Consider the following 24,352-nt stretch of genomic DNA (forward strand, 5'->3'; position numbering starts at 1 on the left):
TGGAAGTTTATGGGCTCCACTTGGTGAGATCTGAGTGATGCAACGCCTGAAAGCGTTGGAATACTGTTTGATTGACATGAGCCCTACGAAACATCTCTTTTAGAATGTTCGAAGCCAAGGTTTTTTTTTCGGATAGAGACTGAACCCTGGTATTTAGATTTAAAATCATGTCGCCGGCGCCAACCATAAAGGGTGTCACGCCGTCGAAGAGTGTCATGCCTCCCTGTGGAAAGCGTTTATATTCTTCGGCTTCGGTGGCCTTCATCCAAATCTCGGTTTCATAGAGCTTGACTGTATTCATCAGGAGCGACCCGGCAAGCGCCAGCGCACGCTCGGCTCGATCGGGAGAGAAGTCGGTAATTGTGTCGCAGGCTGAGACCAGCCACCGGGTGCTCAATCGGTGCAGCAGAACGGGCCCGCACTTGTCCCACATTTGTTCGAAGCGCTTCCAAATGATTTTTTCGGCAATGCCGCGACGTAAAAGCACGATCAGGGCTGCGTGCGCATATTCAATTTCGGTTCGACCCACGAATTCCTGTCTCACCATATTGAGATGTTCCGCGAGATCGTCCTTTCGTCCAATCGGAATCTCTGGAGTTGTGCCGGAGACAAGACCGTTAACAAGCTCATCAATATGACGGTTCAACAGGGGTTCCAAACCGCCAATAATGCTTCGGTCTCTTGTCCGGGACGGCAGCCTGATCCGAAATCTCACAGTGTTTCTCTCGTTTGTCTCGGGGCTCGAAGCATCGCTTATAGGTAGATATCGAATGTCCGCTGCGAAAGATCGCCGGGCGACCCGTCGGACCGCCCTGCCTCTCTGTCCTGCTGCCACAGCGCTGCATGTGCCTCTGGCAGGCTATAGCTGCTCAGGAATGCAACCCATTGGAACACTCAGGGTGGACGTGTATTTAATAAGCGGTCGCTGTCTACTCCCCACGGAAGCGGATCTCAAGAGGGGTGCGCGGCATGGATCTTGCTGGAGCTGTACGTGCCAGACTAATGTTTAACTCTATCGGTGTAGGTAGATTGATGGAAGAGAAATTTCGAATCATTAGAGACGAGGCTGAAATAGCCGAGCTATCTAAAAAAACACGGTCTCCGCTGGCTGATTTGTTCTTTAACAGATCCTCGAAGGCCCCATCAATGAAGTGGCTACATTACCTTGATATTTACGACCGCTACCTGTCGCCATACCGCAATCTGAGCAGACCGCTACATTTCCTCGAAATAGGCATCGCAGACGGTGGTTCGTTCAACGTCTGGCGGCCCTATTTCGGAGAGCGCGCCATCCTCTTCGGGATCGACATCAGTCCAAGTAGTGCGGTGAAAGTGGAGTCCCTTGGAATGAACTGCCACGGTCGCGTCGGTAGCCAGGCGGATCCAAAGTTTCTGGCGTCTATAGTCGAAGAGATGGGTGGTTTGGACATTGTGATCGACGATGGAAGCCATATAGCTGAGCACCAACTCGCGAGCTTCCGCACTCTTTTCCCGCTGCTATCGAATGGGGGGGTCTATATCTGCGAAGACTTGCACACGGCGTACTGGGAAGACTGGCAGGGCGGCCTGCGTCGCCCCGGAACGTTCATTGAGGTGGTCAAGGACATCATTGACTGCCTGCATGCCTGGTATGCGCCAATCGATAACTCGATGTCGGACATGGTTCTGCATCGTAGTATACCGGCAATACATCTGCACGACAGTTTGGCCGTGATCGAAAAGGCGGTCGTGGAGCCGCCGTTGATGCTGATCAAATAGCGCTCACCTCACAGTAGCTCTTTGATCCTTTTGGAGGTTCATCCTTACCACCGATACAAGAGGACGAAATCGCGCCTCCTCAGCAAAAACCTCTGGCTATGCCCTCGCCCCCGCAGTATGCGATACAGGACGGCGGGGGCCGGGGATGGCACTTGAGTAAGGTGGTTGGTCGCGAAGTATCTTCGTGTTCGCACCTCGCAGGTGTCGATGCCTTTGATCCTGGAGTCTTCTGCCGTCCAATGAATTCTTATCTCGAATCAGTATTAGGGCTCAGGCCACAGATGCGGCGCGCCTTCATCATGGTCCAGGACGTGGTCATGGTCCTGGTCGCCGTGGCGCTCAGCCTGGTGCTTTCGCGGTCGAATCTTTCGTTCGACGCGCTCTCCAAGGAGGGTCTGGCGACATGGGCGGGCATCGTCGTCATCAGCCATTTGCTGTTCCGCTACAGTGGCCTCTACACCACCGTCTGGCGCTTCGCCTCGACGCCGGACTTTTTCAACATCCTGAAGAGCTGCGCGATTTTGACGTTCACTCTTTACATGGCATCGCTGCTGCTGCGTTTTTACCGGCCGGTGGCGGGGCTCAACGAGCGTCAGTTCATCGTCTTCTTCCTCGTCTCCTTCACCATCATATCGGCACCCCGGCTGTTCTACCGCTTCCTGCGTGACGGCGCGAGCTGGGGCATTCTTGGCCGCAAGTCCGACGATACTGAGCCCAAGCGCGCGCTGTTCGTTGGCCGGCTCGGCGAGGCCGACCTGATCATTCGCTTCACGCGCACGGCGCAACCGGCGGACTATTCCATCGCGGGCATCATGGCGACCGAGCGCGGCGCCCCGTTGGGCACGCGGATTCAAGGTGTTCCCGTGGTGGCGACCATGCCGCGCCTGATCGATGTCCTGGAAGACTATGCGACCGGCACCAAAAGCCTGGACTTGCTGATTTTCGGCAGCGGCGCCGAGCACGAAATCGAGGACTATTCGGAACTCGTGCGCATTGCCCGGCACGGCGACATAAATGTGGTGCAGTTCTCAGGCCTTTCGGAGTTGGAACAGCACGGAAAGCTGGTTCTCGACACCGTCGAGATGGAAACGATCCTGCGCCGTCCGGCGGTCGCGTCCGACATCCAGCGCATCGGCGCCTTTGTCAGCGGCAAACGCGTTCTGGTAACCGGCGGTGCCGGTTCTATCGGCCAGACGCTGGTCAAGCGGTCGCTGGAACTGGGAGCCGAGGCGGTGCTGGTCGCCGACAACTCCGAATTCGGCATCTTCCAACTGAGCCAGTATGTTGACGAGAAGGACCATGACCGACTCAAGGTCCGCATCGTCGATGTCTCCGACCGGCGCCAGATAATGCGTGTCGTCACGGAATTCCGGCCGGACATCATCTTTCACGCCGCGGCGCTCAAGCACGTGCCGCTGCTCGAGGAGAACTGGGATTCGGCCATTCAAACCAACATTTTCGGAACGCTCGTCTGCGCCGAGGTTGCCGCCAAGTGCGGGGTTGCGCAATTTGTCCTGATATCGAGCGACAAGGCGGTGGATCCCTCATCAGTGCTTGGCATGACGAAGCGGGCCGCCGAACAGATCATCAGCGCCTTGCATGGCGAGCCGGGCGGGCGCCTCCCGGCCACCAAATTCATTGCAGTGCGGTTCGGCAATGTTTTCGGCAGCAACGGTTCGGTGGCGACCATATTCCAGGCGCAGATCGAGGCTGGGGGGCCCGTCACCATCACCGACCGGCGCATGACGCGCTATTTCATGACCGTGGCCGAAGCCGTCGATCTCGTCATCATGTCGGCGGCCGATGCCGCGTCGCGGCAGAGCGGAGACGATTATGCCGTCTATATGCTCGACATGGGCAAGCCGGTGCCGATTCTTGAAGTGGCCGAAACGATGATCCGCTTGTCCGGAAAGAGCCCATACAAGGACATCGCGATCCGGTTCACCGGCATCAGGCCGGGCGAAAAACTTCACGAAACGCTGCATGGCGAAGACGAGGAACTCGTCGAACTCGGCATCTCGAAGGTTTTCGGTCTCAGCACGGACGTCGTGGAATGGTCGGATGTCCAGGTCGCGCTCTCGGCCCTGCAGCAGTCGGCGAAAAACCAGGACAAGGCTGCCGCGCTCGCCGCATTGGCAGGTCTCGACCGCGCCAAGAAGGCCAGGGCAAGTGCGAGGCAAGACGCGATCCCGAAAACGGCGGGGCAGGCGAGCTAGGCCCGGTTCAGAATTCAGAAAGCGATCTTGCTCGTGAGCAAAGATGATCTGCGCATCGCGGTCCTGATGGGCACGAAAGAAGGCGCCGCCTTCATCGAGGAGCAGCTGCAGTCCCTGCTCGAGCAGTCGCACCCTCTGGTCGACTTGTGGATTTCAGACGATGGCTCCACCGACGGCACGACCGCCATCATCGAGACATGGAAATCCCGCTGGCGGCCCAAGGGGCGGATGACGCTGGTAGAGGGGCCGCGGCAAGGCTTCGCCGCCAATTTCCGCTCCATGATCGTCGACCGACGCATCGAGGCGGACTGCTATGCCTTCTGCGACCAGGACGATATCTGGGAGACCGACAGGCTGGAGAGCGCTATCAGCTGGATGCGGACCCAGGATGCGAAAACCCCGCTGATGTTTTGTTCGCGAACCGCAACCATGACGGAAACAGGAAGCCTTGTCGGCCATTCGCCGCTGTTTGCCCGGCCGCCATCCTTTCGCAACGCGCTTGTGCAAAGCATCGCCGGCGGCAACACAATCCTGCTCAACGCCGCGGCACGCGACCTGCTGGCCAGGGCCTCCACGCGGACCGGGTTCGTCAGCCATGACTGGTGGGCCTATCTCATAGTGACCGCCGCCGCCGGCATCGTCCGCTACGATCCGCGACCGCTGGTGCGCTACCGGCAGCACGCGGCGAACCTGGTCGGCGCCAACGTGTCCTGGAAAGCAAGGTTCTCTCGGCTTGGCCGCCTGTTCAAGGGGGAATTCGCCGGCTGGACGGACCTCAACCTCGACGGTCTCGCCGTCAATCGCGATCTCCTGACCGAGGACGCGACGGCGTGCCTCGACCTTTTCATCCGCGGGCGCAACGGTGGCCTTTCCCGCCGCTTGGCAGGCTTGCGCCAAAGCGGCGTCTATCGGCAGACCGTTTCCGGAAACATTGGGCTCTATCTCGCCTTCATCCTGGGGCGCATCTGAACATTGCGACGGCTGCGTGGCGCGCTTGGTCAAGAGATCGGCTCATGCTACGTCGACCGGATTGACGGCATTGGCCTGCGGCGTTGCCTCGGGACTTCGGCAGGGAGCACTATCGGCCGTTCATGAAGGCAGCCAAGCAAATCTTCGATATTGCCGGTGCGGCTCTGCTGCTGGTGGCGACATCTCCTGTCTTGGCGCTCACCGTCCTTGCCGTTCGGGCATCGTCGCCGGGCCCGGCTATTTTTTCGCAGGTGCGGGTCGGCCGTGACGGTCGGCTTTTCCGCTGCCACAAGTTGCGCACCATGTATGTCGGGACGCCGTCGCTACCCTCGCATGAGGCGCCGGCGGATTCCGTGACATCGGTCGGGAAGGTCTTACGGAAGTTCAAGCTCGACGAGCTGCCGCAATTCTGGAACGTCCTGAAGGGCGAAATGAGCCTGGTCGGGCCGCGCCCCTGCCTGCCGACCCAAACGGAGTTGATCGAGTGTCGCAGGCGGCTGGGGGTTTTGGCGGCGCTGCCGGGCATAACCGGCCTGGCCCAGATCAGGGGCATCGACATGTCGAACCCGGAGCTTTTGGCCGAAACGGATGCTGCCTACCTCCGCACTGCGTCGTTCTGGCTCGACCTTCGGATACTGTTTGGAACGCTCTACCGCAGACCATGATCCCAAAAAGTGGAAGCCGGTTTTTGGAAAAGATCATGGTCAAGCAAGAAAGTCAGGATCTACCGAGCCGCGCCAGCTCGGCCAGCCGCTCGACCGTGCGGGCTTCAGGCGTCCACCCCTGCGATACCAGCAGGGCGGGGTCGCATATCTGCGTCGCGGTCAGGCTGTCCCAGAACGCCCGCCTGCCGAGCGCGGCCACGACCGGCCGTATCAGACCGGCCGGCACAGCCATCAGGCGCACACGCCGCCCCAAACCTCTGCGAAAGGCGGCGATGATGGCCTCGACGGCGACCGGCGGCACATCTGCGCCGACATAGATCGGGCGAAGCGGTCCGGAATGGCTGAGCAGGTGCGACACTGCTCGCACCGCGGCCTCGGAAGACATCAGCGAGCGGATTCCGGTCAAGGCACCCGTCGGCAGCGGCAGCGGCGTATCGGCAAGGCGCATCAGCGTTGCCAGATTTCCCCTCATGCCGCTTCCATAAACCGGAGGCAGGCGCAACACGGCGGCGTCCGAGCGCCCGTGTAACGCGTAGGCGTCCAAAACCTTGATCTCGCCTTCGCGCTTCGAGCGTCCATAGGCGCATTGTGGGGCAGGAAGCGTGTCCTCGTCGATCGTTGCGCTGACATGCGCGCCGATCACCGCTCGGATCGAGGAGAGATGAATGAAACGTCCGCTTATCTGGGCGGCCGCTGCATGCGCCAGCCTTGCGCTCAGTTCCACATTGGCCGCCTGGTAATCGGCTTCGGTTGCATTTCCCTGATCATTGTTGAGGCCGGCGCAATGGACGACGTCAGTCATATGCCGGGTCAGTTCCAGGAAGGCGGCGGCCGGCGCATCGAAGCCGGGCATCGGCACAGTCTCGTTCTCCGAACCCAGCCTCTCGGGATGGCGGGAGGCGAGGCGAAGCTCGGCACCGGATTCGCGAAGGTGGCGCACGACAAGACGCCCGATGAAACCTGTCGCGCCCGTGACCAGAACCTTCATGGCCTTGCCCGAAACAGCTCTTTGCTGACTACTCGCGCTTCCATTACTGGCGCAGGTGCCTGCTCTTCCAACAAAGGAACATGGCGTCCGGAGGCGAGATATGTTCCGCTCACCATGAAGACCATCAGCACCGAGTCCAGAATGTCATGGCCGATCAGGATGCCTGTCATTCCGGCCGTCAGATAGGTGATCACCACGACGACAATCATGGTCGCGCCGAACCGCTCGCTCGGATCGTTGCTGTTTCGCAAGACCCGGGCGGCATTTCCAGCGGCAACGATAAAGATCGCCGCCAGCGTCACGGCACCCAGAATTCCCGCTTGCACCAAGGCGGTCAGGAAGCCGTTGTGAAAATGGTTGAAGCCTGTGTCCATCGCGAACTGCTCATGAAAGCCCTGCTTGATCAGATGCTGGGTTGCACCCACACCGTGCCCGAACAGTGGCATGTCATGGAATGCTTTGAGGCCGATATCCCAAAGCGCAACACGTATTCCCAACGAGGTGTCGTAATTGCCGCCAGCCCCAAGCGCACCCCAATCGGAGCGCAAAAAGTCGACCCGCCCGGATATCGCCTGGAAGCTGGAAGCGGCGATCACGACGCCGACCGCTGCCAGCAGCAGCAGCAGGCGAACGGCATTCCTGCCTCTGAGCCTGTGCCGGTTGATCAGCATGACGGCGATGCCGGCGATCAGCAGTGCCAGCCAGACGATACGCGAGCCGGAATAGATGACGGCGATCGTCCCTGCCAGTGCCGCGTAGAAGAGGGGTGTCCGGGCTTGCTCAACACCGGACAAGGCGCCAGCCACACACATCACCACGGCAAGGCACACCACGGTTGCGAAGACGATCGGATTTCCGGCTCCCCCCTCGGCCCTGACGCCAATCCAATATTGCTGGATGACGGCCATGAGCAGCGCGGCAAAACAGGCGGCCATGCTGGAAAGCACGATGATGCGGGTAAGCGTGGTTTTCTGCGTGATGCTCCAGGTCGAATAGGACACGGGAAAAAACAGGAAGGTGACGAGCGGGATAAGATGTGGCGCATCCCGGGCGAACGAATTGTTGACGATGGAAGCCAGAAGATTGGAGGCGCAGTAGGCATAGATCGCGACCGTCAACCAGATCATGGGCCGGTCGGCGTTGAAGCGCCTTTTCCGTAAAACAATCAGCAGGACTGACGAAAGGCCTCCGCCATTGAATACAAAGCTGACCACCGATCCCAGAACCGGTGGAAAAAAGAAGCAAAGGATGGAGAAGTAGTTGTTGATCCGCGAAGGCGTGAATTGCTGTCTCAGGGGTGAAAGCCGGGTCAATTTTCGGGCTCGCTGTCTTCGGCAAGTTTCATGCGGCGGATCTTGTTTAGCGAAGTTGAATACGCTCGCCTCGAAATTGCCCCATGCCTGATGATGCACTTGCCCGTTTCCCGAGGCTGGTATAGCGGCTGCCCCCCATTTTCGATAGTGTATAGGGCAGATTGCCACCGAAAATCGGCGGCAGGCGCGGGCCGACCAGAGGAAGTCCCTTGAAAGCCGCAGCTGATCCATTCAAGCAATATTTTCCCCGCGTTTTCTGGGCCGTTGAGCTTGCAGGCAGGAATTTCCGGATTTGCCGGCATCTGTGGAAAATTCATTCTCGAACCATGTGCGGCCGGGTCAGTCCAGCATTGTTCTTGACAATGGCGATCTGCTAGAACGCCGGCACGAGAAAGAACGTCCAGAAACAAGGCTCGAACCGGGCGCGAAGAGCTCGATGATTTGAGGCAAGGTCTTCTGTTGGAAGATACGAAAGAACGCCCACGGCCCATGACAACAGCGCTTACGCATCTTCAGCGGCTTGAAGCCGAGTCCATCCATATATTCCGCGAGGTTGCGGCCGCTTTTGCCAAGCCGGTCATGCTCTATTCGGTTGGCAAGGATTCATCCGTGTTGATGCATCTGGCGATGAAGGCGTTTTATCCCGCCAAGCCGCCGTTCCCCTTTCTTCACGTCGACACGACGTGGAAGTTCCGCGAGATGATCGCCTTTCGCGATCAGATGGCGAAGAAACTCGGCTTCGATCTCCTGGTTCATGTCAATGAAGACGGCGTGCGCGACAACATCAATCCGTTCGACCATGGTTCGAACACCCACACCCATGTCATGAAGACCGTGGCGCTGCGCCAGGCGCTCGACAAGTACGGTTTCGATGCGGCCTTTGGCGGCGCTCGTCGCGACGAGGAGAAATCGCGCGCCAAGGAGCGCATCTTTTCCTTCCGCAACGCCCAGCATGTGTGGGATCCGAAGAACCAGCGCCCCGAAATGTGGAAGATATTCAACACCCGCATCGCATCGGGTGAATCGATCCGCGTCTTTCCGCTGTCGAACTGGACCGAACTCGATATCTGGCAGTACATCCTGCAGGAAAGTATCCCGATCGTGCCGCTCTATTTCGCCAAGGAACGACCGGTGGTGGAACGCGACGGCATGCTGATCCTGCGGGACGACGAGCGCATGAAACTGCGCCCCGGCGAGACGGTGGAGAACAGGCTGGTGCGGTTCCGCACGCTTGGCTGCTATCCGCTGACCGGCGCCATCGAATCGGATGCCGACACGCTGGAAGCCATCGTCGGCGAAATGCTGACGGCACGCACGTCCGAACGGCAGGGTCGCCTGATCGACCGCGATGAAGCCGGCTCGATGGAAAAGAAGAAGCGCGAGGGGTACTTTTGACCATGCGCCACATCATGGCAAAGAGCCTCGCCCCCACCGACGGCGTTCGCGACTATCTGGCTGCGCAGGAGAAGAAGTCGCTGCTGCGCTTCCTGACCTGCGGCTCGGTCGATGACGGCAAGTCGACGCTGATCGGGCGCCTGCTGTCCGACACCAAGCAGATTTTCGAGGACCAGCTCGCCGCGCTCGAACGCGATTCGCGCAAGCATGGCACGACGGGCGACGACATCGATTTCGCGCTGCTGGTCGACGGTCTGGAGGCCGAGCGCGAGCAAGGCATCACCATCGACGTCGCCTACCGCTTCTTCGCCACGCCGAAACGCAAATTCATCGTTGCCGACACACCTGGCCACGAGCAATACACCCGCAACATGGCCACCGGCGCCTCGACCGCCGACCTGGCGATCGTGCTGATCGATGCCCGGCAGGGTGTGCTTCGCCAGACAAGGCGGCATTCGATCATCGCCTCGCTGCTCGGCATCCGCCACGTCGTGCTGGCCGTCAACAAGATCGATCTTGTCGATTTCGATCAGGCGGTTTTCGACCGGATCGTCGAAGACTACGGGCAATTCTCGCGCGATCTCGGCTACCAGACCATTGTGCCGATCCCGATGTCGGCCCGTTATGGCGACAATGTCAGCCGCCGGTCGGAAAGCATGGAATGGTATTCCGGTCCGACGCTGATCGAGCATCTCGAAACCGTGTCGGTCGACGAAGCGATGGTCGAACTGCCGTTTCGTTTCCCTGTCCAGTATGTCAACCGTCCCAATCTCGACTTTCGCGGCTTTGCCGGCACGGTCGCCTCCGGCTCGGTTGCGCCCGGCGACGAGGTCGTTGTCGCCAAGTCCGGCAAATCCTCGCGCGTCAAGCGGATCGTCTCGTATGGCGGCGATCTCGCCCAGGCGGCCGCCGGCCAGGCCGTCACGCTCGTCCTCGATGACGAAGTCGAAATCTCGCGCGGCAACATGCTGGTTTCGCCTGCCGCACGGCCGCAGGTCGCCGATCAGTTCGCCGCCAACATCGTCTGGTTCGACGAGCATGCGTTGCTGCCAGGCCGCTCTTACATCCTGCGCACCGAGACCGACCAGACCAGCGCCACCGTCACCGACCTGAAATATCGGATCAACGTCAACGACTTTGCCCATGAAGCGGCCAAGTCGCTCGAAATGAACGAAGTCGGCATCTGCAACATCTCGACGCGGACGCCGATCGCCTTCGATCCCTTCGCCGAAAACCGCACCACCGGCGCCTTCATCCTGATCGACCGCATCACCAACGCCACGGTCGGCGCCGGCATGATCCTGCACTCGTTGCGCCGCGCCGAAAACATCCATTGGCAGTCGCTCGATGTCGGCAAGCGCGTGCGCGCCGACATGAAGAACCAACGGCCCGCCGTGTTCTGGTTCACCGGGCTGTCGGGTTCCGGCAAGTCGACCATCGCCAACCTGTTCGAAAAGAAGCTGTTCGCCACCGGCCGCCACACTTATATCCTGGACGGCGACAACGTCCGTCACGGTCTCAACCGCGATCTTGGCTTCACCGACGCCGATCGCGTCGAGAACATCCGCCGCGTCGCCGAAGTGGCGCGTTTGATGGCCGATGCCGGGTTGATCGTCATTGTTTCGTTCATTTCGCCCTTCAGCGCCGAGCGGCGCATGGCACGTGAATTGATGGCCGACGGAGAATTCGTCGAGGTGTTCGTCGATACGCCTTTCGAGGAATGCGCCAGGCGTGATCCGAAGGGCCTCTATGCGCGCGCGCTGAATGGCGAGATCAAGAATTTCACCGGCGTCGATTCCCCTTATGAAGCGCCGGAAACCCCGGAGGTCCATCTGCGGACACTCGGCAAGTCGGCCGAAGAGATGGTCGACGCCCTGGAACACTGGCTGAACGAGCGCGACATTGCCGAAGACCAATACGATAGCGGCGGCGGCATCTGACGACAGGCTGATGCTTGAAATCTTCGAGCGCCTGGCCTTGTCGGCCGGGCGCGAGGTGATGCGCGTGTTCCACGCCGGCTGTGCGGTTGACCGTAAGTCCGACGCCTCGCCGGTGACCGAGGCGGACCGCGAGAGCGAAAAGATCATTCTCGCCGGACTGCGTGCCGCATTTCCCGATATCCCCTGCGTGGCCGAGGAAGAAGCTTCCGCCGGCATCGTGCCGCCCGACCTGGACGGGGCTTTTTTTCTGATCGATCCGCTCGATGGGACCAAGGAGTTCGTCAACCGCCGCACCGATTTCACCGTCAACATCGCGCTGGTTCGCGATGGCGTGCCGGAAGTCGGCGTCGTCTTTGCGCCCTGCACGGGCCGCTTCTTTTCCGGCCTGCCGGGCAGGGCGGAATCACTCGAAATCGATGGCGATTACCAGATCGTCGGCCGCCGGCCGATCGCGGCGAGAACGGCCGCGACGCCGCTGGCCGTCGTCGCCAGTCGGTCTCACAACACACCGGAAACCGAGTCCTATATTCGCGACCTCGGTGCCGCCGAAATCGTTTCGGTCGGTTCGTCCTTGAAGTTCTGCCTTCTCGCCAGTGCCGAGGCTGATGTCTATCCGCGCTTCGGCCGCACCATGGAATGGGACACAGCGGCGGGCGACGCCATCCTGCGCGCCGCCGGCGGCATGACGCGCACGCTGGACGGCCAACCTCTGGTCTATGGCAAGCGCAGGCAAAGCGACGACGAGGATTTTGCCAATCCGCATTTCATTGCCAGCGGCAGGGCGGCGGGCCCCGGCTGAGAAAGGCTCGGCAGCTTACTCTGCCGCGGCCTGCGCCGAATTCGAGCCGATATAGTTGCGGATCGTCTCGATGATGCGGTCCTGGTCGGCTTCGCTGAGATAAGGGTGCATGGGCAGGCACAGGATCCGCTTCGGCAGGTCTTCCGATACGGCAAGGCCGGTCGACGTGCGTGGGTAGTCGCGATAAGCGACCTGGGCATGCAGCGGCTTCACGTAGTAAATGACAGACGGAATACCCTTTTCGCCGAGATGCGCCCTCAGCCCGTCGCGCTTGGGCGTCTCGATCGCGTATTGCGCCCAGGCCGAACGGCTGCCGTCCAGATTGCGCGCCGCAGTGACGATATCGCCAAGCCCTTCGGCATAGCGCTTTGCCACCACCTGCCGGGCGACCATCTCGTCTTCCAGGATAGCCAGCTTCTCGATCAGGATCGCCGCCTGGATCGTGTCGAGTCGCGAATTGATGCCAACGCGGACATTGTCGTACTGCGTCTCGCCCTTGCCATGGAAGGCGAAGGAGCGAAGCTGCTCAGCCAGCGCATCGTCATTGGTGAACATCGCGCCGCCGTCGCCGTAGCAGCCAAGCGGCTTGGCCGGATAGAAGCTGGTCGATCCGACATGGCCGAAAGCACCGCACATCTTGCCGTCGAGCGAACCGCCCATCGACTGGGCGGCATCCTCGATCACCATCAGCCCTTCGCGGTTGGCGATTGCCATGATCGCCTCGTAATCGGCGGCTAGGCCAAACAGATCGACAGGAATGATAGCCTTCGGCTTCAGCCTTCCTTCCTTCTTGATCATGGCGATGGCCGCTTCGAGGCTGGCAATGTCGATGTTGTAGCTATGCGGGTCGACATCGACGAACACCGGCTCGGCCTTGGCCAGTGCCACCACTTCGGCGGTGGCGGCGAAAGTGAAGCTCGGCACGAACACCGCGTCACCCGGGCCGATGCCGGCCGCAAACAGTGGCAACAGCAGCGCGTCGGTGCCGTTGGCGCAGGCCACGACATGCTTGGTGCCGATATAGGCGGCAAGCTTATTCTCGAATTCGGTGACTTGCGGGCCAAGAATATAGCGGCCTTCGTCGACGACACGGTCGATCGCGGCCTTCAGCCGGTCGCGGATTCGTTCGCGCTGCGCGCCAAGATCGATGAACTGCATGTCGGCCTCAAAACGGGTTAGCCAGATAATCGGCCGCTGGTACCAGAGTTGCGCTTGCCGAGAAAGCCGGGCAGGCGGAGCCCCAAATTGCCCAAGTGTCGCAGTCCGTTACCAGTATTTCCCGGCGAATGTCAGTCAGATGCCGGAAATCCGGGCTTCGTCGGGCGCCATCCCGCCCTTATAGCCCCGTAAAGAGCCCCTCCGAAACATAAAGTGATCGATTGGGCTCAACTTATGTTGAGCGTTGCTCAGGCGATTTCATGTCGCCAGGGTGGATTGGCGCCGGCCCGCGACACGGTCACTGCCGCCGCCTTCGCGCCGAGCGCCAGCGCGTTGTGGATGGCGTCTTTCGACAAGCCGGAAATCGCCGCCTTGGTCAGCAGGCCCTGCTCATGCAAGGAGGCGAGGATGCCGGCGTTGAAGGTATCGCCGGCGCCGACCGTGTCGACCACCTCGACCTTTTCCGGCATGACGGTGACGGCATGTTCCCTGGTATAGCCGACGGCGCCTTCGCTGCCATGGGTGACGACGATCAGCTTCGGGCCTCGATCCAGCCAGTTGCGGATGACATCCTCGTGCGAGCCGGCTTCGCCGAACCAGTTCAGGTCTTCGTCCGACAATTTCACGATATCGGCCATCGCCATCATCGCGCGAATGCGCCTGAGGTGCTTGGCCTTGTCCGGTATGAAGTTCGGCCGGATGTTGGGATCGAGCATCATCACTCGACTTTCATGCTCGCGCCGCATGAACTCCTCATAGGCACTGCCGGCGGGCTCCGAAATCAGGCTGATGGCACCGAACAGCATGGCTTCGATCTCGCTGCCAAGCTGCGGCAGGTCGTCGACGGTCAGCATGCGGCCGGCGGTGTTCTCGTCATAGAAAGTGTAGGTCGCCTGGCCGTTGGTGAGCTTGACGAAGGCCAGCGTCGTTGGCCGTGGTGAGGTGTGCGCATAGGTGGAACTGACCTTGCTTGCCCCCAGCGCATCCCGGAACTGGCCGCCGAACAGATCCGACGACAGGCCGGAAAAGAAGCCGGCCGGTGCACCGAGCCGGCCAAGTGCGATCGCCGTGTTGAACACCGCGCCGCCGACATAAGGCGCAAAGGCTGGCTCGCCCGCTGCCGTCGTGCGCGGCAGCATGTCGATCAGGGCTTCGCCGCAGCAGAGGATCATGGCTTCCTGGTCTCCGGCGGATGGATCACACCCTTGCGGATGATGATGTTGGCGTAGAGCCGCGGCTCGCTTGTCGCGACGATGGCATGCGCCGATTTGACCCGTGCATAGAAGTCGGCGCCAGCCAGCGCAACCACCTTGCGGCCTGACGCCCGTTTGGCGCAGATCGCCTCGATCTCATGATGGACGGGATCGGCAAGCGAGGGATCGCCCTTGACCGAGGCGCGAAACAGCGCCTCCGGGACGGCGTCATCGACAGGCAGCACACTCAATATCGCGTCGAGTACGGGGATAAGAGGGTGACCATCGGCGCGCACCAGCCGGGTTGCCTGCTGTTCCGCCGGATAGTTTCCGTCGACAAGGGCGATTTCGTCGCCATGACCCATGCCGCGCAGGATCGCCAGAAGCTCCGGACCGAGCAGCGCCGGAATTCCGATCAGCATCAGGCGCTCCTGGAAATCGTCGTCGAGCCGATCAGGAAGCGTTCGGAAAGTGGCAGGCTGGCGCCGCCGAGCGCCCGGGCATGGATGCCGACGGTTCCCTCGCGAATGGCGGGCAGCTTCAAGCCTTCGCCATCGATCGTGGCGATTGCCGCGATGATGGCGTCGACCAGCCGGCGGCGCACCGCCTTCGGCATCCAGCCGTCGATCACCGCCGCTTCGAAATCGATGATCGAGGATGCGGCGACGATGGCGTAGGCGAGCGCCCTTGAGGCGCTGGCGATCCAGTCGTCAAGCTCGGGTCCGATCTCGCCCCAGTCTTCCGGCGAGGTCCACAGATGCGAGGCCTCGACGCCGCGCGCATTGAGCGCCTTTTCGAGCATGGCGATGGAAGCGACATCGATCAGTTGGGTCGGCTTGCCGTCCGGCCCGGGCACCGGCATCGAGCCCAGCGCTCCGGCATTGCCGGTCGGGCCGCCAAAAAGCCGGCCGTTCAGCACAATGCCGCCACCGGCAAAGGCGCCGATATAAAAATAGACGAAGTCGCGCGCAGCGCCCGCCTGGCCGAAGACGAGCTCGGCGCCGCAGGCCGACGTGGCATCGTTCTGCAAATAGACCGGAAAATCGCATTGCGCCTGGATGTCGGCCCGAATGTCGCGGTGACGCCATTCGTCCATCACGTCGCGGGGGGCGCCGGCGGTATCGGCCCAGTTCCACAATTCGAACGGCATGGCGATGCCGAGCCCGGCGATGCGCTTGTCTTGCGCGGGCGTCAGCGCGCCGCGCATCTGCCGCATGCCGTTGGTGACGAAGTCCACCGTCTCGCGCGGCGCCGGGTAGCGATAGGAATGCTGCAGCATCGAACGGACATGGCCAAGGAAATCTATCAACACCAGTTCGGCGCTGCGGCGGCCGATCTTCAGGCCAATGAAGAAAGCGCCTTCGGGATTGAGCGCCATCGGAATGGAAGGCTGGCCGATCTTGCCGCGCAACGGCGCCTGGCGCAGCAGGAGGCTTTCTTCCTCCAGCTCGCGCATGATGACCGAAACCGTCTGCGCCGAAAGGCCGGTCATGCGGGCGATGTCGGATTTTGCCAGGCTGCCGTGCTGGCGCACCAGCGACAGCACCAACCGCTCATTGTGGTCGCGCATGCCGCTTTGGTTGGTGCCGCGGTGAATGAGACTGTCATTCACCTCGGGCGAACCGTGCCTCGCAATGGCCGTTTCCACCCTGTTCCTCCCGTCGTTTTCCCCTCAATGCTTTTGGGCCAGAATGGGTGAACGAAGCAAGGCTGTCAATAATAAATAAGAGTGATTTAATTATTGACAGAGGCTTCGTGCTGGTGTCTGTTGAGGCAGCGTCCACGCTGGGAGAATTTCGTTGGACGCGCTGCAGGTGCCGGTTGGCCGGCATCCGGATGGTTCCACTGGGAGGAAATCGTGACCAATACAAAACTGTTGAAATCGACCGTGTTTGCCGCCGCGGCTCTGGGGCTGATGGCGTTTGCGTCGTCCGCATCCGCGGCTGGTGTCGGTGCCTGCCTGATCACCAAGACCGACACCAATCCCTTCTTCGTCAAGATGAAGGAGGGCGCCACCGCGAAGGCCAAGGAACTCGGCGTCGACCTCAAGACCTATGCCGGCAAGATCGACGGCGACAGCGAGAGCCAGGTCGCGGCGATCGAGAGCTGCATCGCCGACGGCGCCAAGGGTATCCTGATCACTGCATCCGACACCAAGGGCATCGTGCCGACCGTGAAGAAGGCGCGTGACGCCGGCCTGCTGGTGATCGCGCTCGACACGCCGCTCGATCCCATCGATGCGGCCGACGCAACCTTTGCGACGGACAATCTTGAAGCCGGCAAGCTGATCGGCGCCTGGGCAGCCGCCACGCTAGGCGACAAGGCCAAGGACGCCAAGATCGGCTTCCTCGACCTGACCCCGTCGCAGCCGACCGTCGACGTGCTGCGCGACCAGGGCTTCATGATGGGCTACGGCATCGATGTGAAGGATCCCAACAAGATCGGCGATGAGGACGATGCGCGCATCGTCGGCCATGACGTCACCAATGGCAACGAAGAGGGCGGCCGTAAGGCGATGGAGAACCTTCTGCAGAAGGACAACACCATCAACGTCATCCACACCATCAACGAGCCCGCAGCTGTCGGCGCCTACCAGGCGCTCAAGGCTGTTGGCCTCGAAAGCCAGGTGCTGATCGTTTCCGTCGACGGCGGCTGCCCCGGCGTGAAGTCGGTGGCCGAGGGTGTCATCGGCGCCACGTCGCAGCAATATCCGCTGCAGATGGCAGCACTCGGCATCGAGGCGATCGCTGCTTTCGCCAAGGACGGAACCAAGCCGAAGCCGACCGAAGGCAAGGACTTCTTCGATACCGGCGTCAACCTGGTGACCGACAAGCCGGCCACCGGCGTGAAGTCCATCGACACCAAGGAAGGCCTCGCCAAGTGCTGGGGCTGATGCCGGTCTGACAGGCATCTACGGAACCTGGGCGGTCGGGGCTTGATCCCCGGCCGCTTCGGGTGGACGATGGCTCGCGTGACCGCGAACAATCCCGGCGACAGACCGGAAAGGCGTGGACTGGCGTCGGCGTTTGGCTGAAGCCTACGGGGAGAAAACATGGCTCAAGCTCAGGAATTCGAGAAAGTTCTTTCGAGCAGCGACACAAGCGTTGCCGCTTTCGACGAGCACAAATCGGCCGTCAAGCGCATCCAGCATTTCCTGCATTCGACACCTGCCGCGGTGCCGCTGATCGTCCTGGTTCTGGCGATCATCGTTTTCGGCATCACCATCGGAGGGCGGTTCTTTTCGTCCTACACGCTGACGCTTATCCTGCAGCAGATCGCCATCATCGGCATTCTGGGTGCCGCACAGACGCTGGTCATCCTGACCGCCGGCATCGACCTGTCGATCGGCGTGATCATGGTAATTTCAGCGGTGATCATGGGCAATTGCGCTGTCAGCTACGGTATGCCGAGCGCGCTCGCAGTGGCGATCGGGCTTGCCGCCGGCGCGGCCTGCGGGCTGCTCAACGGGGTGCTTGTCGCCTACATGAAGCTGCCGCCCTTCATCGTGACGCTTGGCACCTGGAACATCGTCATGGCCACGAACTTCATCTATTCGGCCAACGAGACGATCCGCGACACCGATGTCGACACCCAAGCGCCGCTGCTGCATCTCTTTGCCATCAGCTTCAAGGTCGGCACGGCGGTGCTGACGCTCGGCGTCATTGCCACGGTCGTGCTCGTGATGATCCTCTGGTACGTGCTCAATCACACGGCATGGGGCCGCCATGTCTACGCCGTTGGCGATGATCAGGAGGCGGCGAAGCTGTCGGGCATCCAGACCAAGAAGGTGCTGATGACGGTCTACACCCTTGCCGGGCTGATCGCCGCTTTCGCTGCCTGGGTCTCCATCGGCCGCAACGGCTCTCGATCTCGCCGTCGGCTGCCGTAACCGACTACAATCTCCAGGCGATCACCGCGACGGTGATCGGCGGTATTTCCCTGTTCGGCGGGCGCGGCTCGATCCTGGGCACGCTGTTCGGCGCGATGATCGTCGGCGTCGTCTCCATGGGCCTCAACATGCTGGGCGCCGATCCGCAATGGAAGGTGCTGCTCACCGGTGTGCTGATCATCGGCGCCGTGGCGGTCGACCAATGGATCAGAAAGGTTTCGGCATGACCATGACCCAGGAACCCATTCTCACCGCGCGTGGCCTGGTCAAGCGCTACGGCCGCGTCACCGCCCTCGACAACGCCGACTTCGACCTCTACCCCGGCGAAATCCTTGCTGTCATCGGCGACAATGGCGCCGGCAAATCGTCGCTCATCAAGGCGATTTCCGGCGCTGCCGTGCCCGATGAAGGCGAGATCCGGCTTGAAGGAAAACCCGTCTCCTTCAAATCGCCGATGGAGGCCCGCGAAGCCGGCATCGAGACCGTCTACCAGAACCTGGCGCTGTCGCCGGCGCTGTCGATCGCCGACAACATGTTCCTTGGCCGCGAAATCCGTAAACCGGGTTTTCTGGGCGATTGGCTTCGCATGCTCGATCGCCCGGCGATGGAAAAGCGCGCCCGCGACAAGCTTACCGAACTTGGCCTGATGACCATCCAGAACATCAGCCAGGCTGTGGAGACGCTCTCGGGCGGCCAAAGGCAGGGCGTTGCCGTGGCGCGTGCGGCCGCCTTTGGCAGTCGTGTGGTGATCATGGACGAGCCGACGGCCGCCCTTGGCGTCAAGGAAAGCCGCCGCGTGCTCGAGTTGATCCTCGACGTCAAGAAGCGCGGCCTCCCGATCGTGCTGATCTCGCACAACATGCCGCATGTCTTCGAAGTGGCCGATCGCATTCACATCCATCGGCTGGGGCGTCGCCTCGCCGTCATCGACCCCAAGCAATATACGATGTCCGACGCCGTCGCCTTCATGACAGGAGCCAAGGCCCCGCCGGAGGCGGCGCTGGCGGCTTGATACATGTCGCCCAAGTGGCTGGCGCATGGCGACAACGGCAAGCACGGAACAGGGATTTGAAGCGCGGCGCGCGGGCCGTCTTGGCGCGTCACACTTCAGAATTGCCAAATTGCCGCAGGGGGCAAGCCGGATCGAATCTGTTTAAATCGATTGAATATATGGCGGTATCAGCTAGCATGGGCTGGGAGGAGCGATGAAAGCCGGTATGATCATGGCAACCGCACGAGAGGCATCATGACGAGCGCGATGACATCCGAACCCCTTCCGCCACTGCTCGAAAATCCTGACCCAAAGACACTCGCACGTGAAGTCTTGGTTGCCCTCAAATACAGGGTCGGCAAAGACACCACCGTTGCGACCCAGTACGACTGGCTGACCGCCTCGATCAAGGTCGTGCGCGACCGGATCGTCGATCACTGGATGCAGGCGACGAGAGAGGCTTACGACCAGAAGGAAAAGCGCGTCTATTATCTGTCGCTGGAATTCCTCATCGGCCGCCTGATGCGCGATGCTTTCTCCAATCTGGGCCTGATGGACAACATGCGCGAGGCGCTGTCGTCGTTGGGTGTCGACCTCGACTTGATTGCAGCACTCGAGCCGGATGCGGCGCTCGGCAATGGCGGCCTCGGCCGGCTCGCGGCCTGCTTCATGGAAAGCATGGCGACCGTCGACATTCCGGCGCATGGCTACGGCATCCGCTATGCCAATGGCATGTTCCGGCAGGAGATTCACGACGGCTGGCAGGTCGAACTGCCAGAGACCTGGCTTGATCACGGTAACCCGTGGGAATTCGAACGTCGCGAACGCTCCTTCGAGGTTGGTTTCGGCGGTTCGGTGGAATCGATCACCTCCAAGGACGGGCGCCTCGAACGCCATGTCTGGAAGCCGACCGAGCATGTGCTGGCCGTGGCCTATGACACGCCCGTCGTCGGCTGGCGGGCCAATCGCGTCAACACGCTGCGGCTCTGGTCGGGCATGCCGGTCGATCCGATCCTGCTCGACAAATTCAATGCCGGCGATCACATCGGCGCGCTCGCCGAAAGCAACAAGGCCGATGCCTTGTCGCGCGTGCTCTATCCCGCCGATTCCCACAAGGCCGGGCAGGAACTGCGGCTCCGGCAGGAGTATTTCTTCTCCACCGCCTCGCTGCAGGACATCGTGCAGCGCCATCTGAGCCAATATGGCGACCTGAAGTCGCTGCCCGACAAGGCTGCGATCCACCTGAACGACACCCATCCGGCCATCGCCGTGCCGGAGTTGATGCGCCTGTTGATGGACGTCCACGGCATGGACTTCGACCAGGCGTGGGATATCACCCAGCGCACCTTCGGCTACACCAACCACACACTGCTGCCCGAGGCGCTGGAAAGCTGGCCGGTGCCGCTGTTCGAGCGGCTTTTGCCGCGCCACATGCAGATCGTCTATGCCATCAACGCTGAAGTGCTTCTGGAGGCGCGTGCTTCCAACCAGTTCTCGGACGAGCAGATTGGCCGCATCTCGCTGATCCAGGAAAATGGCGACCGTCGGGTGCGCATGGGCAATCTGGCCTTTGTCGGCTCGCATTCCATCAACGGCGTTTCGGCTCTTCACACCGACCTGATGAAGGAGACGGTGTTCGCCGACCTGCACAAGCTCTATCCCGATCGTATCAACAACAAGACCAACGGCATCACGCCGCGGCGCTGGTTGATCCAATGCAATCCCGGACTGACGTCGCTCGCCCGTGAGGCGATCGGCGACCGTTTTCTCGATGACATCGACGCCATCAAGGATCTCGACGGTTTCGCCGGCGACGCTGCCTTTCGCGACAAGTTCGCCGCCGTCAAGCGCGCCAATAAGGCGCGATTGGCCAACCTCGTCGCCGACCGGCTCGGCATCAAGGTCGATCCTTCGGCGCTTTTCGACATCCAGATCAAACGCATCCACGAATACAAGCGCCAGCTTCTGAACATTCTCGAGGCGATCGCCCTCTATGACCAGATCCGCTCGCACCCCGAGCGCGACTGGATGCCGCGCGTGAAATTCTTCGGCGGCAAGGCGGCGCCCAGCTACCACAATGCCAAGCTGATCATCAAACTCGCCAACGATGTCGCAAAAGTCATCAACCGCGATCCGGCCGTGCGCGGTCTGCTGAAGGTGGTGTTCGTGCCGAACTACAATGTCAGTCTGGCCGAGATCATGATGCCGGCGGCCGACCTTTCCGAGCAGATCTCGACTGCCGGCATGGAAGCGTCGGGCACCGGCAACATGAAGTTCGCGCTCAACGGCGCGCTGACCATCGGCACGCTCGACGGTGCCAATGTCGAGATCAAGGAATGCGTCGGCGACGACAACATCTTCATTTTCGGCCTGACCACCGCCGAGGTCGCCGAGCGGCGCAACAACGGTTACGATCCGCGCGCCGTCATCGAAGGATCATCTGAGCTGGCGCAAGCGGTCGCTGCCGTCTCGTCGGGCGTCTTTTCGCCGGACGATCCGGAGCGTTACCGCGACCTCGTCAACGGCCTCTACAACAGCGACTGGTTCATGGTCGCCGCCGATTTCGATGCCTATGCCACCGCCCAGCGCGAGGTCGATGCGGTCTGGCGCAACAGTCCCGACTGGTACGCCAGGGCAATCCGCAATGTGGCGCGTGTCGGCTGGTTCTCCTCCGATCGCACGATCCGCCAATATGCGAAAGAAATCTGGAACGTGCCTGCCTGATGTGATTGCATGAGGCCGCAAACAATGTGGTCCCGGTGGTGTGAACTTGAAAGTCGGATCACACCACTAGAAACAAACACTCGGTGCCTGGGGAGGGACACTGCCTGATGAAGAAGCCGCGCGCGACCGCTGCGACAAGCGGGCCGGACGGACTGGCGGCAGCCAGCGATGTTGCGGCGATTGTTGCCGGCACGCATGGCGATCCGTTTGCCGTTCTCGGTGTTCAGGAGGCTGGGAAGGGTTTTGTGGCCCGCTGCTTTGTTCCGAATGCCGAATTCGTCACCGCTTATACGCTGACCGGCATCATCGCGGGTGAATTGTCCAGGCGCGACGATGGCGGCTTTTTCGAAGGCAAGCTCTCGATCAAGAAGCGGCAGCCGCTTCGCTATCACGCGCGCAATGCCGGCGGCGACTGGTGGCTGACCGATCCCTATTCGTTCGGTCCGGTGCTCGGGCCGATGGACGACTACTACATCGCCGAGGGATCGCATCTCAGGCTGTTCGACAAGCTCGGCGCCCATGTCATCGAGCACGAAGGCGCCACGGGCGTGCATTTCGCCGTCTGGGCTCCCAATGCGCGGCGTGTCTCTGTGGTCGGCGATTTCAACGAATGGGACGGCCGCCGGCACTCGATGCGGGATCGCCGCGACACCGGCATCTGGGAGGTGTTCATTCCCGATATCGGTGCCGGCCGGCCCTACAAATACGAGATCATCGGCCCCGACGGCGTCAGGCTGCCGCTGAAGGCCGATCCGTTCGCCTTCAAATCCGAACTGCGTCCGGCCACCGCTTCGGTCGTTGCCGTGCCGCCGGCGCATGAGTGGGGCGATGACGCGCACCGCAATTTCTGGCGCAATGCCGATCACCGGCGCGAAGCCATCTCGATCTACGAGGTCCATGCCGGCTCCTGGCAGCTTCGGGACGACGGTACGTTCCTGTCATGGGACGAACTGGCCGACCGGCTGATCCCCTATGTGGTCGAGACCGGCTTCACCCATATCGAATTCATGCCGATCTCCGAACACCCGTATGACCCGTCCTGGGGCTACCAGACGACCGGCCTCTACGCGCCATCGGCCCGCTTTGGCGATCCGGACGGCTTTGCCCGCTTCGTCGACGGCGCCCACCGTGCCGGCGTCGGCGTTATTCTCGACTGGGTGCCCGCGCATTTCCCGGTCGATGAGCACGGCCTGGCCAATTTCGATGGCACCGCGCTCTATGAACATGCCGATCCGCGCAAGGGGTTTCATCCCGACTGGAACACCGCGATCTACAATTTCGGCCGCCGCGAGGTGGTGTCGTTCCTGGTCAACAATGCGTTGTTCTGGGCCGAGAAATACCATGTCGACGGACTTCGCGTCGATGCGGTCGCCTCGATGCTGTACCTCGACTATTCACGCAAGGCCGGCGAATGGATCCCCAACGAGAAAGGCGGCCGCGAGAACCTTGAGGCGGTCAGCTTCCTGCAGAAGATGAACAAGGAGGTCTACGGCCACCATCCGGGCGTGATGACCATCGCCGAGGAATCGACCTCTTGGCCGAAGGTCTCGGCACCGGTGCATGAAGGCGGGCTGGGCTTCGGCTTCAAGTGGAATATGGGCTTCATGCACGACACGCTGGAGTATTTCTCCAAGGAACCGATCTTCCGCAAGCACCACCACAACGACCTCACCTTCGGCCTGACCTACGCCTTCTCGGAGAATTTCGTGCTGCCGCTCTCGCATGACGAGGTCGTGCACGGCAAAGGCACGCTGCTTGGCAAGATGGCCGGCGACGACTGGCAGAAGTTTGCGACGCTGCGCGCCTACTACGCTTTCATGTGGGGCTATCCCGGCAAGAAGCTGCTTTTCATGGGGCAGGAGTTCGCGCAGCGCCGCGAATGGAGCGAGGCGCGCGCGCTCGACTGGAACCTGCTTGAATTCCGGCCGCATCGCGGCGTCTGGCAGACGGTGCGCGATCTCAACTATCTCTACCGTTCGCGCCCGGCACTGCATGGCCGTGATTGTGAGCCGGAAGGGTTTTCCTGGCTGATCGTCGATGACAGCCAGAATTCGGTTTTTGCCTGGCTGCGCAGTGCACCGGGCGGCAGCTCGGTGGCCGTCATTTCCAATTTCACGCCGGTGCCGCGTGACAATTATCGCGTGCCGTTGCCGACATCAGGCAAATGGCGTGAGATCATCAACACCGACGCTTCGGAATATGGCGGTTCCGGCAAGGGCAATGGCGGCATGGTCGAGGCGCGGGCGGAGGGAGGAAACATCTCAGCGACGATGCTTTTGCCGCCGCTGTCGACGATCATGCTTGAACTCGTTGCCGACTGAGCCATGTCGATATCGAGTAACTTGGGAGGGTAG

18 protein-coding genes and 1 pseudogene are annotated in these 24,352 nt (G+C 61.3%); 12 read left to right on the forward strand and 7 right to left on the reverse strand.

What is annotated here, in order from left to right; genetic code table 11:
- Positions 1–7: 7 nt before the first annotated feature.
- On the reverse strand, positions 8–646 hold the full coding sequence (locus tag EOB80_RS07040; protein WP_127327147.1) for a hypothetical protein: 639 nt from the start codon (positions 644–646) through the stop codon (positions 8–10).
- Positions 647–1,032: 386 nt separating this feature from the next.
- On the opposite strand from EOB80_RS07040, the gene EOB80_RS07045 reads away from it, so the two are divergent.
- The 4 genes from EOB80_RS07045 to EOB80_RS07060 all read left to right on the forward strand — a co-directional run bounded on the left by EOB80_RS07045 (position 1,033) and on the right by EOB80_RS07060 (position 5,608).
- Positions 1,033–1,758: a class I SAM-dependent methyltransferase gene (locus tag EOB80_RS07045; RefSeq protein ID WP_164762544.1), complete on the forward strand. Its 726-nt coding sequence runs from the start codon at positions 1,033–1,035 to the stop codon at positions 1,756–1,758.
- A gap of 281 nt (positions 1,759–2,039) precedes the next feature.
- A complete protein-coding gene (locus EOB80_RS07050) occupies positions 2,040–3,974 on the forward strand; it encodes a nucleoside-diphosphate sugar epimerase/dehydratase (RefSeq protein WP_127327257.1) in 1,935 nt (644 codons plus the stop codon).
- Between the two features lie 33 nt (positions 3,975–4,007).
- Positions 4,008–4,943, forward strand: coding sequence for a glycosyltransferase family 2 protein (locus EOB80_RS07055; protein ID WP_127327149.1), 936 nt, complete (start codon positions 4,008–4,010; stop codon positions 4,941–4,943).
- A gap of 122 nt (positions 4,944–5,065) precedes the next feature.
- Positions 5,066–5,608 carry a sugar transferase gene (locus tag EOB80_RS07060; protein ID WP_127271926.1) on the forward strand — a complete coding sequence of 181 codons (543 nt, stop codon included), beginning with the start codon at positions 5,066–5,068 and terminating at the stop codon, positions 5,606–5,608.
- A 52-nt stretch (positions 5,609–5,660) separates the two neighbouring features.
- Here the strand turns inward: EOB80_RS07060 and EOB80_RS07065 are convergent, their stop codons facing one another.
- Both EOB80_RS07065 and EOB80_RS07070 read right to left on the reverse strand, forming a co-directional pair.
- Positions 5,661–6,596 (reverse strand): NAD-dependent epimerase/dehydratase family protein, encoded by a 936-nt coding sequence (locus EOB80_RS07065; RefSeq protein WP_127327150.1) that lies wholly within the window; start codon positions 6,594–6,596, stop codon positions 5,661–5,663.
- Positions 6,593–7,909, reverse strand: coding sequence for an O-antigen ligase (locus EOB80_RS07070; protein WP_127327258.1), 1,317 nt, complete (start codon positions 7,907–7,909; stop codon positions 6,593–6,595). Before EOB80_RS07070 ends, EOB80_RS07065 begins: the two co-directional genes overlap by 4 nt.
- 489 nt (positions 7,910–8,398) lie before the next feature.
- Between EOB80_RS07070 and cysD the strand changes: the two genes are divergently transcribed.
- Genes cysD through cysQ form a run of 3 tightly spaced genes read left to right on the forward strand, consistent with a single transcriptional unit; the run spans position 8,399 to position 12,043 of the window.
- Positions 8,399–9,304 carry a sulfate adenylyltransferase subunit CysD gene (gene cysD / locus EOB80_RS07075; RefSeq protein ID WP_127327151.1) on the forward strand — a complete coding sequence of 302 codons (906 nt, stop codon included), beginning with the start codon at positions 8,399–8,401 and terminating at the stop codon, positions 9,302–9,304.
- Positions 9,305–9,306: 2 nt separating this feature from the next.
- A complete protein-coding gene (gene cysN / locus EOB80_RS07080) occupies positions 9,307–11,244 on the forward strand; it encodes a sulfate adenylyltransferase subunit CysN (RefSeq protein ID WP_164762546.1) in 1,938 nt (645 codons plus the stop codon).
- Positions 11,245–11,254: 10 nt separating this feature from the next.
- A complete protein-coding gene (gene cysQ, locus EOB80_RS07085) occupies positions 11,255–12,043 on the forward strand; it encodes a 3'(2'),5'-bisphosphate nucleotidase CysQ (protein ID WP_164762552.1) in 789 nt (262 codons plus the stop codon).
- 15 nt (positions 12,044–12,058) lie between these two features.
- Here cysQ and EOB80_RS07090 read toward each other — a convergent pair whose 3' ends face one another.
- The 4 genes from EOB80_RS07090 to EOB80_RS07105 all read right to left on the reverse strand — a co-directional run bounded on the left by EOB80_RS07090 (position 12,059) and on the right by EOB80_RS07105 (position 16,042).
- Positions 12,059–13,201, reverse strand: a complete 1,143-nt coding sequence (locus tag EOB80_RS07090) for a DegT/DnrJ/EryC1/StrS aminotransferase family protein (RefSeq protein WP_127327154.1) — start codon at positions 13,199–13,201, stop codon at positions 12,059–12,061.
- 248 nt (positions 13,202–13,449) lie between these two features.
- Positions 13,450–14,373 (reverse strand): carbohydrate kinase, encoded by a 924-nt coding sequence (locus EOB80_RS07095; RefSeq protein WP_127327155.1) that lies wholly within the window; start codon positions 14,371–14,373, stop codon positions 13,450–13,452.
- On the reverse strand, positions 14,370–14,816 hold the full coding sequence (locus EOB80_RS07100) for an RbsD/FucU domain-containing protein (RefSeq protein WP_127327156.1): 447 nt from the start codon (positions 14,814–14,816) through the stop codon (positions 14,370–14,372). The genes EOB80_RS07095 and EOB80_RS07100 overlap by 4 nt, the downstream gene beginning before the upstream one ends.
- Entirely contained in the window at positions 14,816–16,042 is a 1,227-nt protein-coding gene (locus EOB80_RS07105; protein WP_127327157.1) for an ROK family transcriptional regulator, read from the reverse strand. Before EOB80_RS07105 ends, EOB80_RS07100 begins: the two co-directional genes overlap by 1 nt.
- 228 nt (positions 16,043–16,270) lie before the next feature.
- Here EOB80_RS07105 and EOB80_RS07110 point away from each other — a divergent pair, with 228 nt between their 5' ends.
- The 5 genes and pseudogenes from EOB80_RS07110 (at position 16,271) to glgB (ending at position 24,319) form a co-directional block, all read left to right on the forward strand.
- The gene (locus tag EOB80_RS07110; protein WP_164762553.1) at positions 16,271–17,287 is read left to right on the forward strand and encodes a sugar ABC transporter substrate-binding protein; all 1,017 of its coding nucleotides are present in this window, start codon (positions 16,271–16,273) and stop codon (positions 17,285–17,287) included.
- A 159-nt stretch (positions 17,288–17,446) separates the two neighbouring features.
- Positions 17,447–18,510, forward strand: a pseudogene (locus tag EOB80_RS07115) (ABC transporter permease).
- 2 nt (positions 18,511–18,512) lie between these two features.
- Positions 18,513–19,295: an ATP-binding cassette domain-containing protein gene (locus EOB80_RS07120; RefSeq protein ID WP_164762554.1), complete on the forward strand. Its 783-nt coding sequence runs from the start codon at positions 18,513–18,515 to the stop codon at positions 19,293–19,295.
- A 234-nt stretch (positions 19,296–19,529) separates the two neighbouring features.
- On the forward strand, positions 19,530–21,998 hold the full coding sequence (locus tag EOB80_RS07125; protein ID WP_127327160.1) for a glycogen/starch/alpha-glucan phosphorylase: 2,469 nt from the start codon (positions 19,530–19,532) through the stop codon (positions 21,996–21,998).
- A 107-nt stretch (positions 21,999–22,105) separates the two neighbouring features.
- Complete coding sequence (gene glgB, locus EOB80_RS07130; RefSeq protein ID WP_127327161.1) at positions 22,106–24,319, forward strand: 1,4-alpha-glucan branching protein GlgB; 2,214 nt, start codon at positions 22,106–22,108, stop codon at positions 24,317–24,319.
- Positions 24,320–24,352 lie beyond the last annotated feature (33 nt).

The organism is Mesorhizobium sp. M7A.F.Ca.MR.245.00.0.0, assembly GCF_003997415.1.
GTDB lineage: Bacteria > Pseudomonadota > Alphaproteobacteria > Rhizobiales > Rhizobiaceae > Mesorhizobium.

Excerpts from the sequence above, each read along its gene's own strand:
- glgB (WP_127327161.1), top strand. The coding sequence starts at position 22,106 with ATGAAGAAGCCGCGCGCGACCGCTGCGACAAGCGGGCCGGACGGACTG.
- EOB80_RS07095 (WP_127327155.1), bottom strand. The coding sequence starts at position 14,373 with ATGATCCTCTGCTGCGGCGAAGCCCTGATCGACATGCTGCCGCGCACG.
- EOB80_RS07090 (WP_127327154.1), bottom strand. The coding sequence starts at position 13,201 with ATGCAGTTCATCGATCTTGGCGCGCAGCGCGAACGAATCCGCGACCGG.
- EOB80_RS07100 (WP_127327156.1), bottom strand. The coding sequence starts at position 14,816 with ATGCTGATCGGAATTCCGGCGCTGCTCGGTCCGGAGCTTCTGGCGATC.
- EOB80_RS07065 (WP_127327150.1), bottom strand. The coding sequence starts at position 6,596 with ATGAAGGTTCTGGTCACGGGCGCGACAGGTTTCATCGGGCGTCTTGTC.
- EOB80_RS07045 (WP_164762544.1), top strand. The coding sequence starts at position 1,033 with ATGGAAGAGAAATTTCGAATCATTAGAGACGAGGCTGAAATAGCCGAG.
- cysN (WP_164762546.1), top strand. The coding sequence starts at position 9,307 with ATGCGCCACATCATGGCAAAGAGCCTCGCCCCCACCGACGGCGTTCGC.
- cysQ (WP_164762552.1), top strand. The coding sequence starts at position 11,255 with ATGCTTGAAATCTTCGAGCGCCTGGCCTTGTCGGCCGGGCGCGAGGTG.
- EOB80_RS07125 (WP_127327160.1), top strand. The coding sequence starts at position 19,530 with ATGACGAGCGCGATGACATCCGAACCCCTTCCGCCACTGCTCGAAAAT.
- EOB80_RS07060 (WP_127271926.1), top strand. The coding sequence starts at position 5,066 with ATGAAGGCAGCCAAGCAAATCTTCGATATTGCCGGTGCGGCTCTGCTG.
- cysD (WP_127327151.1), top strand. The coding sequence starts at position 8,399 with ATGACAACAGCGCTTACGCATCTTCAGCGGCTTGAAGCCGAGTCCATC.
- EOB80_RS07120 (WP_164762554.1), top strand. The coding sequence starts at position 18,513 with ATGACCCAGGAACCCATTCTCACCGCGCGTGGCCTGGTCAAGCGCTAC.
- EOB80_RS07050 (WP_127327257.1), top strand. The coding sequence starts at position 2,040 with ATGCGGCGCGCCTTCATCATGGTCCAGGACGTGGTCATGGTCCTGGTC.